The following is a 16341-nucleotide window of genomic DNA, read 5'->3' as shown; positions in this document are numbered from 1 at the left end:
TAAAAAAAATAAGCCTTGACCAAAAATGCTTGGTCAAGGCTTTTAATATGTAAATAAAGAATAATTATTTTACCGTAATATTTTTTGAAACGTATATAGGATGTCCATTTTCAGTAAAACCTTCTAGAATAACTTCAAAATTTCCTTTAATGTCGGAAGTGTAAAATGATAAATTTTCTTCTTTTGTTTCTAGTTTAATATTTGGTTTCCATAACAATTGGTATCTATAATCGGGAATTCTCTGTAACTTATTTCCCGCTGAATAATCGGGATTATTATATACTTTTTCAGGATTAGGACGCTGAAGTTCCATTGTTTTCAGATATTTCTTGGCGTAATTTTCGGAAAATTCATTGTTTTTGGTTTCAAAACTAATTAGTCCGCCATACAAATTTGGTCCATATACATATGGTTCTGTTATTAAACTCACCCTGCTTACATTTGCCATATTGTAGTCAAAAAGATCACTTGGATCTTGAATTAAAAGTCCATCAACTAGTACCAATGGAGGTCCGTAAATCTGTAAATCTTTTTGATTGTTTCTGATATAGAGTTGATATTTACCGTTGTTTCTTCTATAATAAAGTTCTATGATAATCTCAACTATGTTTTCTTTTAAAGTTGGAAATCGGGTGTAATCGTCTAAAACATATGATTTTTCAATCGTAGTAAAAAAGGGATTCATAACAGCTTCTGTAACCAAACTGTCTTTTTTAATTTGGTAATAAGCATTTTGAATTTGACTTGCTGTTGATCTTTCTTCAATGTCATTTTTTAATTCTGGAGATAAATTTAGTTTTGATGTAAAGTGTAATGAAGAAATATCAAATTTTGGAAACGGATCTAGATTGATAGTATAATCATTTCGGTTTTCATCAAGGACCTGTAAAATTGCATTTGGAAAATTAGGAAATTGATCCAATAAAAATGCAAATTTTCCCTGAGCATTTGTTTTTACAATTTTTAAAACATATTCCTTACCCGGTAGCGATAACGCAATCGATTTGTTGGCAATGCTTCGATCGTTTTTTGAGGTTAGATTTCCAGTAATTAATTCTGATCTGATTTCTGGGATATAATCAAAACTGTTTGGAGTATTAACATAGTTTTCAGCAGTTTTTTTTACAAAATCTGATGGCGTTAATTGTTTTAGTGTTGGAATTTGATCTGTTTTACGTATTGAAACAGAATAGTTCCCTTTTTCAATTGTTTCGGTTAGATGTTTTAATTTTAAATTTACTTTTTCTCTAGTGTAATAGCTTTCTTTGTCAAATTCAAAATCAATTCTTTTGTCATTTTCAGAGTTAGAATTTGTGGTTTGAATTGTGGTATTAGATTTTGCTGGATTAATAATATCAAATGTGATATTGTCATTTGGTTCTTGAGTCTGAAATGGGTTAATAATAAAAACATCAATTTCATATTTTTGAGAATTAACATTATTCAGCATCCATTTTGTATAGGCTACAATTTTATAATTTCCTGTTTTTAAGGTTGTCGGTATAAAATAATCTCCCGTTCCAATTCCTTTATCAAGATATATTTTGTTTTTCTGGAGTGGTTTCTTTTCACTGTCAATCAATTCAACATAAGCAATTTTACTTATTAGACTAGTTTTATTATTTAATGGATTTAGACAATATAATTTGAAATATAATGTCTCGCCAGTCAAAAAAGTTGTTGTATTTGAATGGATAAAAATAGTTTCCTGATCGGTAATATTTGGTAATGAATTTTTGTTTTGCAAACTCTGGGCGCAAGCAAATTCGATTTGAATAAACAAAAACATCAAAAACAGCAATTGTTTAATTCTAATTGAAAAATTATTCTGATTATATATGGAAAGTTGTTTCATGAGATTTAAAAAATTGTATTAATCTACCCAAAAAGGAGGAACAATATTAGATGAAAAAGAAGTACAGTCACCGCACGGTGTTTTTACCATAAAATAAAGGTCGTCATAGTTCCATGAAAACAATACTCTAGCCTTTGTGCGAATGAAAGAACGTAATATTGAGCCTTTACAAGGAAGATCGCCAATACAGTCTTTAAACTCTTCAGGTTCACAGTCAGATTCGTAGTAAGGAGGTAGAGCTTCTTTTGGAAATAAATCGGCATAATTAAAATAAATTCTTTCTGTAGAAACCGAAGAAACTTCAAAGAATCCAATTACTTTTTCTTCAGGATTTTCGACAGATTTTATATTTCCATAAAAGAACCCAGGTTGTTTTGGTGAAAGAACACCCCCCGAGGTTGATAAATCTCGTAATGTTTTATAAAAAGTATAAGCAGCTAGATTTTGAACGTATTGTTTTACAAGAATGCTGTAGCGATGCGATATAATGTAATTTTGATCGCTGATGAAACGTACAGGAAAATGAACGCGGTCTTCACTAAGTCCACTTGTATTGTTTAAAATTATAGCGTCTGATTTTTTTGTAGAAAAGCAAACTCTAGTCTCTTTAGTTCTAGGTGTTACTAAAATTACTTCTTGTTGAGGAGAAGGAGGTGTTCCTTCAATAGGATTTCCAGGCTGTGCGGGAATTGTTACTGTATTAGTTTCTTGAAAATACCATCTAGGTGCTATAATTTTATAGGTTTCTGCATATTCATATCTGTAATATTTTGAAGTATTGGCTGGGTCGAAACTATTTACATTTATTTGCACCCCCCTTTGTCCATTAACATTCTCAACAGTTGCAGTGACATTGTCAATTTTGGTTTCAGTAGTTAGAACCTGTTCGTCAGAGGTATAGTTTTTACCTGCACTTGTTCTAATTTTTAATTGGTATTTTCTTCCAGGTTCTGCTTTAAAAGGAGTTATAGAAGAATAGATTGTATCTTTTTCCTCAAATTGATATTCGTTTCCTTTATCGTCAGAAATAAAAACATTTGCTCCTTTTTCAAGTCTCGGACCTGTTTCTTCAAGCTGATAAACTTGAGAAACTCTAATAACTTGATTTTTTAATTCGTTTGTAATAGTTCCTTCTACAACAAGAGCACTTTCAAAATCCGTATTTTGAAAGACATATTGCTCTGTACAACTGCTAGTAGCAAATGTTAGGATTAATAATAATGATATTTTATATAGATATTTTGTCATGATTTTAAAACTTGAAATTATAGGTAATACTTGGAATTGGAATAGAAAAAATAGATGTTTTGTATGCTTTAATTTGTCCTTTGTCGGTAACAAAAAATACCGAGTAAGGATTGTTTCTTCCTAAAACATTATACACTGAAATATTCCAAAAACTATGAGCTAACTTTTTAATTTTATGATTTCCTTCAATGTTAAGACCGATGTCAAGTCTGAGATAATCTGGGATTCTAAATTTGTTACGATCACTGTAAACAGTATATTGTGCGTTGCCGTAATCGTATCTTCCAATAGGATATGTAATTGGTCTTCCGGTTTGATATGTAAAATTACTTGAAAAACTATAGCGCTTAGTAATTTTATAGTTTAAAACGGCACTGAAATCGTGTGGTTTATCAAAGTTTGAAGGAAAGTATTTTCCGTTGTTTACTTTTTCTTCATTAAACTGGCTATCCAATTTTATTAAAGATCTTGAATATGTATATCCTAACCACCCATTTAATTTTCCAACTTGTTTTTTAACTAAAAATTCTACGCCATAAGCTTTTCCTTCTCCTTGTAAAAGTTCAGTTTCTATATTTTCATTCAATAATAATTCAGCTCCAACTTTGTAATCCAAGATGTTTTTAGATCTTTTATAGTATCCTTCCACGCTAAATTCTATGTCGCCTCCTTTCAGGTTTTTGTAAAGACCTAAAGAAACCTGCTGAGCGCTTTCTGGTTTAACATTCAAATCTGAAAGTTTCCAAATGTCAGTCGGCGATTGTGTGGTATTGTTAGATAGTAAATGAATATATTGATACGTTTTGTCGTAACTTGCTCTTACAGAAAAATCATCTGTAATAAAATATCTCGCAGCAACTCTCGGTTCAAGTCCACCATATCTTTTGATCACTTCATTGTTGCCATAAGTTTTGGTGTCAATTACAGTAGCATCGCTTATAGGTTGATTTTCTTCGTAAATTCTCTGAGTAGATTTTCCTAAGGCAGCAAAAGTGGAATAGCGTAAACCGAAATCAAGAAGAAATTTATCGCTTATTTTGAAATTATCACCAATATATGCGGCAGATTCTAAGCCTTTTTCTGTTTCAACATCAACAGGAACCAAAGTAGTTTCAGGATTTTTCGGATTTAAATATCCTGGATCAACAGAATATAATTTTGTCGAAATACCATAACTAAATTTGTGCTTTTCGTTGTACAAATAATTCATTTTGATCATTGCCTGAGTTTCGTTGATTTTATAGCCAAAATCAAAATTGTTTACTCCTTCAGACTCATAATCAATATTGAATTTATATTCACTATTAGTAACAATCAGAGAACCTTTATTTTTTTCATTAAAAGTATGATTCCATTTTAAAGTTGCCAGTCTGTTGCTGTACTTGTATAAAGAATCTGAAGAGACGCTAAATTTATCATGACTGTAATATAAGGTAGATTCAATATCGTTACTCGCATTTATTTTATGGTTGTATTTTAGAATTAAATCGTAAAATGAAGCTTGACTGTTTTTTAAATTTTCATCGTCAAGACTTTTTAAAATATAATCAGAATAAGTTGCTCTTCCTCCCGCAACTAGGCTTGATTTCCCTTTTACAATTGGAGTTGAAACCATTAAATTGCTGGTCACAGGTCCAATACCTCCCTCACCTTGAAATTCGTTGACATTGCCACTTTTTGATGAAATATCAAAAACAGATGACAATCTTCCTCCAAATTCAGCAGGAATACTTCCTTTGTAAATGTCAACTTTTTTAGTTGTATAAGGATTTAGCGCTGTAAAAAAGCCAAAGAAATGTGAGGGATTGTATAAAGTAGCATGGTCTAATAAGAATAGATTTTGATCTTCTTTACCACCTCTAACATTAAATCCTGCAGAACCTTCTCCAGCTGTTTTTATTCCAGGCATGGTTAAAGCAACTTTAAGGATATCTCTCTCGCCAAGAACCAAAGGAACGTTTTTAATTCCTTCAGAATCAATTGTTGTTACTCCTGTTATGGCAGATTTTGCGCTTTTACTTTTATTGGTTTTAATAAGTACTTCGTCTAGTTGGTTTATATTGTCAGTTAAAGAAAGATTTAATGAGCCATCGTTATAAACCATTATATTTTTAGTAACCTTATTATAGGAGAAACTTTCGGTTTCCACGACATTTAATCCTCCTGGAACTTGCAAGCTGTAGAATCCTTTTTTGTCTGTTACAGCAGAAAACTCAGAGTTTGGTATTTTTACTACGATATTAGCAAGGCCAGAATTGTTTTTTCCGCCCTTTATAAATCCAGATAGTGTATAAGTAGATTTCTTTTTTTGATTTTTTACTTCTTTACCAATAAGAACAAGATCTCGAATGTTTTTATTAGGATTTCGGGAGTTTGTCTTTTTTATCGAGTCGTATTGCTGATAAAATATCGGAGTTATTTGTCCGTTTTCATCTCTTTCAAGCGGAATTCCAAAATAGTCATCAGCTAGTTGGCTGTATATAACACTGTTATTGGTTACTATAACTTTGTTTTCAGAAATATAAAAATTAAAGCTTGTATTTTGAAAAACGTCTTCAAGAACTTCACCAATTTTAACTTCTTTATATTGTTTGGTTATAGATGTACTGTCGTTATCAAACCATTTTTCATCAAAATAAAATTTATAATAAGACACTTTTTCAATGTCTTGAATAGCAGTTTTTATATTAGCATTTTTAAAATCAACAGATATTTTGTCACTGATTACTTGAGAATATATAATTTGTTGAAAGGCAATTAGAAATAGAATAAGAGTAATTTTTTTCATTTAATTAGAACTTTTTTTTAAAAGACCATTGATTTGTTTCGTTAGATTTTCCATGAATTGGGGCTTGTTGGAGCGTTCTAATTTTTTGTCAGTATTATAAATACTATTTATTTCTTTCTTAAAATTTGGAAAAATTTTCTTGAAATCTTTTTCTGTTTCTACCTTGTAGAAATAATTGTTATATTTTAGGATATAACCTATTTTATAAATGAAATTATAGTAGATAATATCTGCCTGAAAAGACTTTACTTTTTCTTTGGTATGCTTGATGTAGAGAGAGACATTGTCTCCAATGTATGTCTCCTCATAAATGCCTTTTATAATGGAAGGAAATTTTACAGATTCTTCTTTTAGGTTGACAATTTTTTTGTTTTTAATAAAGAAATAATCAACCTTATCGGTAATTAGGTTTATAGGTGCATTCTCTGAGGAACCATTTTGTTTGTAAATGACTTGATCAAGAAGAATATCGTATTTAAGATTAACATTTGAATAAATCTGACCTTCGAAACTTATATCTCCAAGGTTGAACTCATCAATGTAATATCTGTTTTTGCCTTCTAACGGGCGGAAAGACTCGCTATGAATGATTCCATTATTGATGTTTAGGTTGTCTTTTCCAACCGCTTCATCGAAGTAATCGTATAGTGAGGATTTTTCAGCGGATTGGGAGTGTGTGTATGATATGTTTAATAGACTTGCAAATATCGAAAGATAAATGGCTTTTTTTTTATAATTTTTCAAAGGAAACGTAATTTTTGTTTTTGGATTGATGATTTTCAAAAGTATTAAAAAAATGTTATAAAAATCACGTTATATTGTTAAAATGTAATAAAAATTCTATGGAATTTATTTTAAATTATATTTATAGTATATTTTTTTGGTCTAAAATTTGACTTAAATATCATTTCTGCTTATTTTTTATTTTTAATCATTAAATCTGAAAAAATAATGTTTCTTTAAATTGAAAGCCCCCTAATTCAATAAAGAATTGGGGGTTCTATAATAAATCTTTAGCACAATAAGATCTTAAAGCTTATTCAGTTTTGAATGTTTTATAAAGGTGAACATACTTTCCAGTTTCGGTAATTCCTTCTAAACTGATCTGATAATCTCCAGAAATATCAGATGTGTAAAAAGGGATTGTCATGTCGTTATTTTTAAAAACTATGTTAGGTTTCCAAAGTAATTGATGTCTATAGTCAGGAATTCGGGTAAGGTTACTTGATGTTTCATATTTTGGTTCAAAATATACTTTTGCAGGTTCCGGTCTTAAAATCGATGTTTTTAAGACATTTTTATCAGTATAAATTGTTGCAAAATCTTTGTTTTTTGTAACGATGCTAACAATTCCATTAAATATTTTAGGGCCATAACAATAAGGTCTATCTACAACGCTAATACTTTCAATTTGATAAGTGTTGTAATTTAATAATGCATTTATGTCCTGAATCTGCAGCCCGTCAACCAAAACTAGACATGGTTCGGGAGATTGTATAATATTATATCTGGAATCTCTCAAATATAATGAAGGCACTTGATTATAATCTTTAAAATTAAGTTCGATAACAATTTCTATTATTGTTTCTTTGAACGTTCTAAATCTTTGGAAATCATCAAGATTGTATTTTTTTTCGGTAGGTTGAAAAAAGAAATCAGGATTAGTGGTTTCAATAAGGCTGTCTTTTTTCTGCGAAAAATAAACGTTTTCTACCTGAGTTGCTAGGGAACGCTCTTGAATCTCTTTTAAATGTTTAGCTGAAATAGAGGTGGTTTTAGTGAAAACTAAATTTGATAAATCTGGACTTGGTGTTTTATCTAGTACAATAGCGTAATTTTCTTTGTCAAGTTCTGATAACTGAACATAACAGTCTGATGTACTAGTTTGTTTATCTATTAAAAAAAGGAATTTTCCGTTGCTATCTGTTTTAGTTGTTTTGAAAATGAAATTTTTTCCTGGAATAGATAATGTAACTACTTTAGAATCTAAATTAGAATTTGCAACTTTTGCAGTTATATACCCGGTTATAATTTCGCCCCTTGTTTCTGGTAGAATTTTTATTTCTTGGATTAAATTTATAGCAGTATTACTAGTCTCACTATTTGTGTCTGTAGGTAAAAGACCTATTTTTCTAATATTTAGAAAGTAATTTCCTCGATCTAATGTTTTTGGTATTACAAGAGAAACTTTTTCTCGTTTAGAATATTTTTCTTTATCAAGAAATAAAAGAGTGTATCCAGTTTCATTTTTAGAAACGTTAACTTCGCTAGAAGTGCTATCAATAATCATATTGATGTGTTCTTGAAACGGATTGATAATAGTAAAATCTTTTTCAAAAAAGTTATTTTGACTATTGTTTAGCATCCAGCTTGTATAAGCAATAAGTTTATAGTTTCCGGTTTTTAATATTGTTGGAATAAAATAATCACCAGATCCGATCCCGTTTTTCAGGCTAGTTTTATTCTTGAAAACACTTTCTTTCTTATCATTAATTATCTCTACATATGCAATTTCACTAATGTCAGAAAATACATTCGTCTTATTTAAACAGTATAACTGAAAATATAAGGTTTCGCCGGTTAGAATTACTGAAGTATTTGTTTTAACTAATAATGATTCTGTACTCAAAATAGTATTGTTTTGAGCACTGCTTTTAAAAGTAAAATTTACTAATAAGAGTAGAAAAGCCAATTTGATGTTTAATTTTCCCAAAATGAAGGTATTACGTTAGACGAAAATGTTGTGCAATCGCCACATTTTTTTTCAACCATTATGAAACTGGTGGGAATAATTCCTCCAGGGCCATCTCCTATATAAACATGTGTGCTAAGTAAGAGATAATTTTGTTGCTTAATTTCATCAAAACCAAATGGTCTGGCATCGCAAGTTTGAAAATATTTAACGGGCTTTTCTGAAGGGAAAAAATCATTGAAGTTAAAAAAGATTCTTTTTCTAGAAACGGATGCAACTTCAAAATAGCCCACAACTTTTTCATGTAAATCTGTGGTTGATTTAATGTTTCCGACAACATATCCTGGCTGATTTGGAGACAATAATTCTCCAGAATCAATCATTTTTTTTGATTTATAATAATAATCATAAGCAGACTGACTTTGTGTGTATTGAGAAACCATTATGCTATAACGATTAGTTAGCATATAATCTGTGTCTTTTATGAAGCGGACAGGATATTTTACACGATCTTCGGTTAAATTGACCGTACTGGTTTGTCTTATTCCTGTAGAGTTTTTGGTTGTGTAGCAAATTTGAGTATTTGGCTCGGCAGGAACTTTTTCGAAGCTATAGGAGTAGTCGCTTTTTTGGACTAATTTTAAACGTGTTTGAATATTATAAGGAGTTATTATTTTGTATGTCTCTTCATATTCATATCGATAATATTTGGAAGTATTGGTTGGGTCAAAACTTTTAACGTTTACTTGAACCCCTCGAGTACCATCTTTTTCTTCTATTGCAGTTTCTAGATTAATATTATTTTCTGTAGGCAAAATTTCTGTAGAAGAGACATACGATTTTCCAGATTTTGTTGTAATTTTTAATTGATAGTTTTTATTTGGTTCTGCTTTAAATTCATTTACAGAAATATATTTTCCATCTTTTTCGTCAAAATTAAATACGTTTCCATCGCTATCAACAACAGTAACGTTAGCTCCAGATTCGGGTTTTTTTATTGTATCATTAACTAGTCTTGTTCGTGAAATGTTTATTTCCTGATATTTTAATTCGTTGGTTAATGTAGCCTCAACAGTCATTGCGTCTTCAAAATCTTGATTTTGATAGACATATTGTTCTGTGCAACTGGATAAGAAGGCAAATGCAAAAATGGCCAATGATGTTTTTTTGATTATTGATAAATTCATATGCATGAGATAAATGAATTAAAACTTAATATTGTAAGTTATTGTCGGAATTGGAACAGAAAAAATAGAGGTTTTATAAGCCTTGATCTTTTTGTCTTCAGTAACAAAATAAACATTGTAAGGATTATTTCGCCCAAGAACATTATAAACGGAAAGGTTCCAAAAGCTATGAGCGAGTTTTTTTATTTTGTGATTTCCTTCAAAATTAAGACCAATATCTAATCTATAATAGTCTGGGATTCTATATTGGTTGCGATTGCTATACAAAGTAAATTGCTCTCCTGTTAAGTCATATGATCCAATTGGAAAAGTGACAGGTCTACCAGTTTGGTAAACAAAATTGGTTGACAAACTATATCTTTTCGTGAATTTATAATTTAGAATAGCGCTAAAATCATGTGGTTTGTCATAATTAGTTGGAAAATATTGGCCATTGTTTATTTTTTCAGTGTCAAATCTGCTGTCGAGTTTTATTAATGCCCGAGAATAAGTATAACTCAGCCATCCGTTAAAACTTCCTTTTTCTTTCTTGATCAAAAATTCAACTCCATAGGCTTTTCCTTCTCCTTGAAGAAGTTCAGTTTCTATGTTTTCGTTCAAAAACAATTCGGCACCGACCTTATAGTCTAGAATGTTTTTTGAACGCTTATAGTAACCTTCGACGCTTAGTTCTAACGATTTTTCAATTATATTTTTGAAAAGTCCTAACGAAAATTGATTAGAAGATTGTGGCTCAGTATTTAAATCTGAAAGTTTCCAGACATCCATTGGAGACTGCGTGGTGTTTGTAGACAGTAAATGCATATATTGGTATGTTCTGTCAAAACTTGCTTTTATAGATAAATCCGAAAGTATAAAATAACGAGCAGATACCCTTGGTTCAAAGCCACCATAAGTTTTTATAGACTCATTATTAGAGTAAGTTTTGGTGTCAACAACAGTTCTATCAGATTTAGGCTGGCCATCTTGGTAAATGTTTTGGGTAGAAGGGCCAAGTGCAGAATAGAAAGAATAGCGCAAACCTAAGTTAATTAAAAACTTATCGTTGACTTTATAATTTTCGGTAAAAAATAAAGCAGATTCTAAAGCTTTTTCTTTTTCAAGTGTGAGATCTTTAATTACGGAGTTGCTGCCTGTTGGTTTGAGGAAGCCAGGCTCAACATTATATAATTTACTGCTAATGCCATAATTGAGTAAATGCTTCTCATTAAGAGCGTATTTCATTTTAAAAACAAACTGAGTCTCATTGATTTTATAGCCGTAATCAAATGATTTTTCAGGTTGAGAGTCATAATCGATGTTAAATTTATATTGGCTATTAGTAATAATTAGCGAAGATTTGTTTTTTGCATTGAAATCATGATCCCATTTTACTGTTGCTAATAAGTTGCTGTATTTGTAAATAGAATCTGAGTTAATACTGTATTTGTCATGACTATAATATAAGGAGGTTTCCAAATCATCTTTTTTTGAGATCTGATGATTGTATTTTAAGAGCAAATCATAAAAAGAAGCTTGACTATTGTCTAATTCAGGCTCTTTAATAGTTTTTAGAATCCAGTCAGAATAACTTGCTCTACCGCCAAATACCAAGCTTGATTTTCCTTTTACTATTGGGATTTCAAGTGTAACATTACTCATTACAGGGCCAATTCCCGCTTCGCCGGAAACTTTTTCGGTATTTCCGTTTTTAGATTTAATATCAAAAACAGAAGAAAGACGTCCTCCAAACTCAGCAGGAATACTTCCTTTATAGATATCGGCTGTTTTGGTTGTAAATGGATTTACAGAAGAAAAGAAACCCAAAAAGTGAGATGGATTGTAAAGAGAAGCATTGTCAAGTAAAAATAAGTTTTGATCATCTTTTCCTCCGCGTACATTAAAACCTGCAGAACCTTCTCCTGCGGTTTTTATCCCCGGAAGTGTTGTCGCAACTTTAAAAATATCTCTTTCACCCAGAATTAAAGGTACATTTTTGATATTTTCGACATTAATACTTGTAAGACCTGCCACTGCCGAAGCTGTGTTTTTGGTTCTTTTATTTTCGATGACAACTTCTTTAAGTGCATTTACATTTTCGTCCAAATTAAAATCAACCTTTCCGTTGCTGTAAAGCACAATCTTTTTGGTCTTTGATTGATGATTTAATGATTGTGTCTCTATTATATTGATACCTGCAGGAACTCTAAAGCTATAATAACCATTTGCATCAGTTGTAGTGCTTATGTCTTTGTCTTTTACTTTGATGGTGATATTGTATTCTGGCTTTCCTGAAATTCTGTCTTTTATATAGCCAGAAAGGGTATAGGTTTGAGAGGTGTTTATCAAAGACTGTTTTCCTAGGGAAATAATAGAGTCTGTATCTTTCTTGGAATCATTCAGATACTGTCTATTATAAATTGGAACGATTTGCAAATTGGCAGTCTTATTAGCGCCTTTATCATCGGTAGTTTCAAAATATTTTTCAGTTATAATGTTTGAGATTAAAAGTCCATTACTTAGGATAATATTGTTGTTGTCGATAATGTAATTTATAGTTGTGTTGTTCAAAATAGCATCTAAAACTACTGAAATAGATGTATTGCTGAATTCTCCAGAAATCAGTTCATCATTAGATAGCCACTGATCCTCAAAATAGAAATGAAAAGAAGTGTTTTTTTCGACTATTTCAATAGCTTTCTTTCGTGTTACATTTGAATATTTAATAGAGACATTTTTTTCTTGCGAAAAGAGAAAATTTGGCAGTAAAAAAAATAAATAGATGATGAAGTGTTTTTTCATTTAGATTTTAGAATAGAGCTTATAAATTGATGTCAATAAATTTTATTAAATCTGCTTTGAATTGGTATGGATTTGTCTCTTCCAGAATTTTATTTTTTTTGTAAAAATCTTTTATTTCTTTTTTTAGTTGAGGAAATATTGCGAGGATTTCTTTTTGCGTATTTACAGATGCAAATTTTGAATTATAAAGTAGTTGGTAGTTAGTGTATACTTTGAATTCTGTATATAAAGTAGTTTCGCTAATTGTTTCTTTAGCAGTTTTAGTGTGCTTAATGTATAAGGAGATATTTTTGCCTAAATATTTTTCTTCAAAAAAACCAGTGATGGTTTTCGGATATCTATATTTATTGTCAATGTTGATAAATCTCTTTTCTCCAATTATAAAATAATCAGTTTTTTCATTTATGAGTGTTATGCCGAAAGTGCTGATGTTTTCGAATGACTTAACAAGTTGGTCCTTGTATATGTCATACTTTATCAAGATGTTTTCGTATAACTGATTGTCGTAAAAAACAGATCCTTTAATGAAGTCTTTGCTCGAATAATAATTGTGGCTGCTTTTTAAATTATAAGGATCAATATGAATTTTGCCATTATTGATGTTTAAGATCTCTCCGTTAACTATTTTGTCAAAATACTTGGAGACTTCTTTTTTTTCATTAGTTTGAGAAAAACTGTTGATTGAAATTAATAGTAGGATGAAAATTACTGTTGAGTAATTTGTGATTTTCAATGGTTGGCTTTTATAATGGGGTTTGAATTTAAAAGAGATGATAAATAATAGTGTTTTTATTCTTGACATTGCAATACTCTTTCTCATCAATAATTTGGTTTTGTGTGGCTATTTTCTATATAAAACTATGTTAATGACAGTCCTTTAAAAAATAAATTAAACCAACAACATTGATTTTTAAACCAACAACATTATTTAATCTATAATGCGTTTTCTGAAAACGTTGTAGATTAGTATTTTAAGTATTCGATTTTAAGTTGAAAAGCAGGTGTAAAAACTTAAAAACCCCAATTCAAATAAATGAATTGGGGTTTTTTATGAATAAACCTTTAGTAAACTAAGATCTGATTACTCTTTTTTCTCCTCACGTGGAGGTCTTGGAACAAGTGCTTTTTTAGACACTTTTTCTTTTTTAGTTTTAGGGTCAACTCCTAAGTATTTCACTTGGAAAACATCTCCCATTTTAACAACATCGGCAACATTTTCTGTACGTTCCCAAGCTAGCTCAGATACGTGAAGCAATACCTCGTTTCCTGGTGCAGCAGTATATTCTACTACAGCTCCAAAATCAAGCATCTTGATTACTTTTACTTCGTAAGCTTCTCCAACTTGTGGTTTGAAAGTTAAGGCATCAATTTTAGCCAATACTGCTTTGATACCATCTGGATTAGTTCCTAAAATTTCAACTACACCTTGCTCATCTACTTCGTTGATTACAATTGTAGTTCCTGTAGCTTTTTGTAATTCTTGAATTACTTTTCCTCCAGGTCCGATCAATGCTCCAATAAAGTTTCCAGGAATAGTTCTAGTAATGATTTTTGGTGCATGAGCTTTAACTTCTGCTCTTGGAGTTGCAATAGTTTCAGTTAATTTACCTAAAATGTGTAAACGTCCATCACGAGCTTGTGCCAAAGCTTGTTCCATAATGTCATAACGTAATCCTTCGATTTTGATATCCATTTGGCAAGCCGTAATACCGTCAGCAGTTCCAGTTACTTTAAAGTCCATATCTCCTAAGTGATCTTCGTCTCCTAAGATATCAGACAATACAGCAAATTTCTCACCGTCAGTAATTAATCCCATAGCAATACCAGAAACTGGTTTTGTCATTTGTACTCCAGCATCCATAAGGGCCATTGTTCCAGCACAAACTGTTGCCATAGAAGAAGAACCGTTAGATTCTAAAACCTCAGAAACAACACGAATTGTGTAAGGACAATCAGCAGGGATCATATTTTTTAAAGCTCTTTGAGCTAAGTTACCGTGACCAACCTCTCTTCTTGATGTTCCTCTTAATGGTTTTGCTTCACCAGTAGAGAAAGGAGGGAAGTTATAGTGTAAGTAGAATTTTTCTTCACCTTGCTCAGATGGAGAATCGATTTGGTTAGCTTCTTTAGAAGTTCCTAAAGTTACTGTAGCCAAAGCTTGAGTTTCTCCACGTGTAAATAAAGAAGATCCGTGTACAGATGGCAAATAATCAGTTTCACACCAGATTGGTCTGATCTCTGTAGTTTTTCTACCGTCTAGACGAATTCCTTTTTCAAGAATTACGTTACGTACTGCTTCTTTGTTTGTTTTGTAGAAGTATTTTCCAACTAAACCAGCAAGATCTGCATTTTCAGCATATTCTTCTTCAGTAAATAAAGCTTTTGCTTCTTCTTTTACAGCTGCAAATTTTTCACCTCTTTCTGCTTTTCCAGAAGCTTCTTGTGCAATTGCATAGCATTTATCGTAAGCGGCAACTTTAACTTTAGCGTAAACAGCTTCGTCTTCAATTTCACCTTCGTAAGTTCTGTATTCTTGAGAGCTTAATTTTGCTCTTAATTTTTGTTGAGCAACAATTTGAACTTTGATAGCTTCGTGTGCAAATTTAATAGCCTCAACCATTTCAGCTTCTGAAATTTCTTTCATCTCACCTTCAACCATGGCAACAGAATCCATAGAAGCTCCAATCATCATGTCGATATCAGATTTTTCTAGTTCTTCTCTGCTTGGGTTGATTACTAATTTTCCGTCGATACGAGCAACACGTACTTCAGAAATTAAGTTGTAAAACGGAATGTCAGAAACAGCTAATGCTGCAGATGCTGCTAAACCAGCTAATGCATCTGGCATAACATTATCGTCATGAGACATTAATTGAATCATAACCTGAGTTTCAGCATGGTAATCGTCTGGGAAAAGCGGACGCAATACACGGTCAACTAATCTCATTGTTAATACCTCACTGTCGCTTGGTCTTGCTTCTCTTTTGAAAAATCCTCCTGGGAAACGTCCTGCAGCAGCAAATTTTTCGCGGTAATCTACCGTTAATGGTAAAAAGTCAACACCTGGGTTAGATGTTCTTGCAGAAACTGCAGTTGCTAAAAGCATACAGTTTCCTAAACGTACAACAACTGAACCATCGGCTTGTTTTGCTAATTTACCAGTTTCGATTGAGATGCTTCTTCCATCTCCTAAATCGATAATTTCTTGTGAAACTTGTGGAATCATAAATTTTTCCTTTTTGATTATACAATGGGTTTTAGTTGTGTTGTAGTTGTTGTTGTGTGTAGTTGTTGTTATCTAAAACCCAATGAAAAACCAAACTTTTTTTCTTGTAACGTGCTTATTATAAATAGCTGTAATGTAAAAACAAAAAGAGGCACTCTCGCACCTCTTTTCTATATTGATTATTTTCTGATATTCAATACTTTGATAATCTCACGATATCTGTTGATATCTTTCTTTTTCAAGTAGTCCAACAAAGCTCTTCTTTTACCTACTAATAGGACAAGAGAACGCTCAGTGTTGTAATCGTGACGATTTTTTTTCAAGTGTTCAGTTAAGTGTGAAATTCTATAAGTGAACAATGCAATTTGACCTTCTGCGCTTCCAGTGTTTGTTGCACCACCGTGTTGTGCGAAAATCTCTTCTTTCTTTTCTTTGCTTAAATACATTCCAATATTGTTTTAAATGATTTTTATGTATGTCATACAACTTTTGTAAGACGGGTGCAAAATTAGATTAAAAAAACAGAAAAATCAAAAAAAATAAAAGAATCTTAGAATAGAGGTC

General features: G+C 31.2%; 10 protein-coding genes. All 10 read right to left on the bottom strand.

From position 1 onward, the window contains the following. Nucleotides 1-64 precede the first annotated feature (64 nt). The 10 genes from DM397_RS21145 to rpsO all read right to left on the bottom strand — a co-directional run bounded on the left by DM397_RS21145 (nt 65) and on the right by rpsO (nt 16223). Complete coding sequence (locus DM397_RS21145) at nt 65-1855, bottom strand: hypothetical protein (RefSeq protein WP_142479074.1); 1791 nt, start codon at nt 1853-1855, stop codon at nt 65-67. 18 nt (nt 1856-1873) lie between these two features. Then, the gene (locus tag DM397_RS21140; RefSeq protein ID WP_239457890.1) at nt 1874-3103 is read right to left on the bottom strand and encodes a DUF4249 domain-containing protein; all 1230 of its coding nucleotides are present in this window, start codon (nt 3101-3103) and stop codon (nt 1874-1876) included. A gap of 4 nt (nt 3104-3107) precedes the next feature. Then, nucleotides 3108-5891, bottom strand: coding sequence for a TonB-dependent receptor (locus DM397_RS21135; RefSeq protein WP_111379506.1), 2784 nt, complete (start codon nt 5889-5891; stop codon nt 3108-3110). Beyond that, entirely contained in the window at nt 5892-6635 is a 744-nt protein-coding gene (locus DM397_RS21130) for a hypothetical protein (protein WP_142479073.1), read from the bottom strand. 292 nt (nt 6636-6927) lie between these two features. Continuing rightward, entirely contained in the window at nt 6928-8520 is a 1593-nt protein-coding gene (locus DM397_RS21125) for a hypothetical protein (RefSeq protein WP_142479072.1), read from the bottom strand. Nucleotides 8521-8591: 71 nt separating this feature from the next. After that, the gene (locus DM397_RS21120; protein ID WP_162615505.1) at nt 8592-9770 is read right to left on the bottom strand and encodes a DUF4249 domain-containing protein; all 1179 of its coding nucleotides are present in this window, start codon (nt 9768-9770) and stop codon (nt 8592-8594) included. Nucleotides 9771-9788: 18 nt separating this feature from the next. Further along, the gene (locus DM397_RS21115) at nt 9789-12551 is read right to left on the bottom strand and encodes a TonB-dependent receptor (protein ID WP_111379499.1); all 2763 of its coding nucleotides are present in this window, start codon (nt 12549-12551) and stop codon (nt 9789-9791) included. Nucleotides 12552-12570: 19 nt separating this feature from the next. After that, nucleotides 12571-13371 carry a hypothetical protein gene (locus DM397_RS21110; RefSeq protein ID WP_111379497.1) on the bottom strand — a complete coding sequence of 267 codons (801 nt, stop codon included), beginning with the start codon at nt 13369-13371 and terminating at the stop codon, nt 12571-12573. A gap of 261 nt (nt 13372-13632) precedes the next feature. Then, nucleotides 13633-15777, bottom strand: a complete 2145-nt coding sequence (locus tag DM397_RS21105) for a polyribonucleotide nucleotidyltransferase (protein ID WP_111379496.1) — start codon at nt 15775-15777, stop codon at nt 13633-13635. 179 nt (nt 15778-15956) lie between these two features. After that, nucleotides 15957-16223 (bottom strand): 30S ribosomal protein S15, encoded by a 267-nt coding sequence (gene rpsO / locus DM397_RS21100; protein ID WP_111288334.1) that lies wholly within the window; start codon nt 16221-16223, stop codon nt 15957-15959. Between the last annotated feature and the right edge of the window lie 118 nt (nt 16224-16341).

It is taken from the genome of Flavobacterium nitrogenifigens (assembly GCF_003254565.1).
Classification (GTDB): domain Bacteria; phylum Bacteroidota; class Bacteroidia; order Flavobacteriales; family Flavobacteriaceae; genus Flavobacterium; species Flavobacterium nitrogenifigens.
The sequence above is the reverse complement of the archived record's forward strand: the minus strand, read 5'-3'. Positions and strand labels throughout refer to the sequence as shown.

Excerpts from the sequence above, each read along its gene's own strand:
- DM397_RS21145 (WP_142479074.1), bottom strand. The coding sequence starts at position 1,855 with ATGAAACAACTTTCCATATATAATCAGAATAATTTTTCAATTAGAATT.
- DM397_RS21135 (WP_111379506.1), bottom strand. The coding sequence starts at position 5,891 with ATGAAAAAAATTACTCTTATTCTATTTCTAATTGCCTTTCAACAAATT.
- DM397_RS21110 (WP_111379497.1), bottom strand. The coding sequence starts at position 13,371 with ATGAGAAAGAGTATTGCAATGTCAAGAATAAAAACACTATTATTTATC.
- DM397_RS21120 (WP_162615505.1), bottom strand. The coding sequence starts at position 9,770 with ATGAATTTATCAATAATCAAAAAAACATCATTGGCCATTTTTGCATTT.
- rpsO (WP_111288334.1), bottom strand. The coding sequence starts at position 16,223 with ATGTATTTAAGCAAAGAAAAGAAAGAAGAGATTTTCGCACAACACGGT.
- DM397_RS21140 (WP_239457890.1), bottom strand. The coding sequence starts at position 3,103 with ATGACAAAATATCTATATAAAATATCATTATTATTAATCCTAACATTT.
- DM397_RS21115 (WP_111379499.1), bottom strand. The coding sequence starts at position 12,551 with ATGAAAAAACACTTCATCATCTATTTATTTTTTTTACTGCCAAATTTT.
- DM397_RS21105 (WP_111379496.1), bottom strand. The coding sequence starts at position 15,777 with ATGATTCCACAAGTTTCACAAGAAATTATCGATTTAGGAGATGGAAGA.